The sequence below is a fragment of the Vibrio sp. SG41-7 genome, from assembly GCF_014164465.1.
Taxonomy (GTDB): Bacteria; Pseudomonadota; Gammaproteobacteria; order Enterobacterales; family Vibrionaceae; genus Vibrio; species Vibrio splendidus.
Map to the genome: position 1 here is coordinate 1 of NZ_JACJFF010000303.1, position 1,028 is coordinate 1,028.

General features: G+C 42.8%; 2 protein-coding genes. Both read right to left on the minus strand.

Annotated elements, in window-relative coordinates; all coding sequences use genetic code 11:
• On the minus strand, nucleotides 1-491 hold a 491-nt coding region (locus H5300_RS28570), incomplete at its 3' end, for an IS3 family transposase (RefSeq protein ID WP_310736202.1).
• Complete coding sequence (locus tag H5300_RS28575; protein ID WP_182797365.1) at nucleotides 488-997, minus strand: helix-turn-helix domain-containing protein; 510 nt, start codon at nucleotides 995-997, stop codon at nucleotides 488-490. The genes H5300_RS28570 and H5300_RS28575, both read right to left, overlap by 4 nt.
• Nucleotides 998-1,028 lie beyond the last annotated feature (31 nt).

The window sequence follows — 1,028 nt, forward strand, 5'->3', positions numbered from 1 at the left end:
ACGAGCGGCAAGCAGGCATTTTTGGCCACTCTATAAGCAACCACTTCCTGAGTAAACAAGTCGACAACGGGAGACAAGTATACTTTCTGCTCTTTGACTTTGAACTCCGTGACATCAGTTACCCACTTTTCATCGGGTTGAGTCGCACTAAAATCTCTTTCAAGAACGTTGGGAGCAGCTTTTCCTGACTCTCCTCGGTATGAACGATACTTTTTAATCCTGACCGTCGATTTAAGGTTGAGCTGAGCCATAAGCTTTTGAACCGTTTTGTGATTAAGCACGAACCCCTGATTTTTTAGTTCCAAGTGAATTCGGCGGTAGCCGTATCGCCCCTTATGTTCATGATAAATTGACTTTATCAACCGCAGCTCACGTTCGTAGCTATTTGGGCGCTTGCTCGTTTGAGCCTGATAATAAAAGACACTTTTTGCCAGCTGTAGAGTGTGCAGTAAGTGCTTTAACGGGTACTTGCCTTTAAGAGTTAGAGCTATGACCGCTTTTTCTTTGTTCGACGGTTTTTTTCTTGCTCCAACTCTTCCAACTTTTTTAGAACGGCATTCTCGGTTCGTAAGTAGACCAACTCCTCTTTTAGCTCCTCAAGCGTCATTTCATTATCAGGCTTAGTGGTACGTTGAGGTTGCTGTTTCATTGAGGGTCTTCCTTTCTGGCGCATTTTGAGCCCTTTGATACCGAGCTCATTAAATCTTTTGAGCCAGACAGAGAGTATCCCAGGGGATGAGAGGTTTAATACAGCGCTAGTGTGCGTGAGAGACCATTCATTCGTCCACATTAAATTCAATGCTTTTCGCTTTGTTTGAGCAGTCGCGGCATGCTTAGTTGATAAAAATGAATCAGTACCATGGATAGCAAAGACTTGAGCCCAATACCGTATCTGCCTTGAATAAATTGAATATTGTTTTGCTAAGTAGAGAGATGACGTGCCATCTAAGTATTGCTTAGCAATGATACATTTTAGCTCTCGGCTATATTTGGACATAAAAAGACCCCCAATAATTGGTGTCCAACTA

Excerpts from the sequence above, each read along its gene's own strand:
- H5300_RS28575 (WP_182797365.1), bottom strand. The coding sequence starts at position 997 with ATGTCCAAATATAGCCGAGAGCTAAAATGTATCATTGCTAAGCAATAC.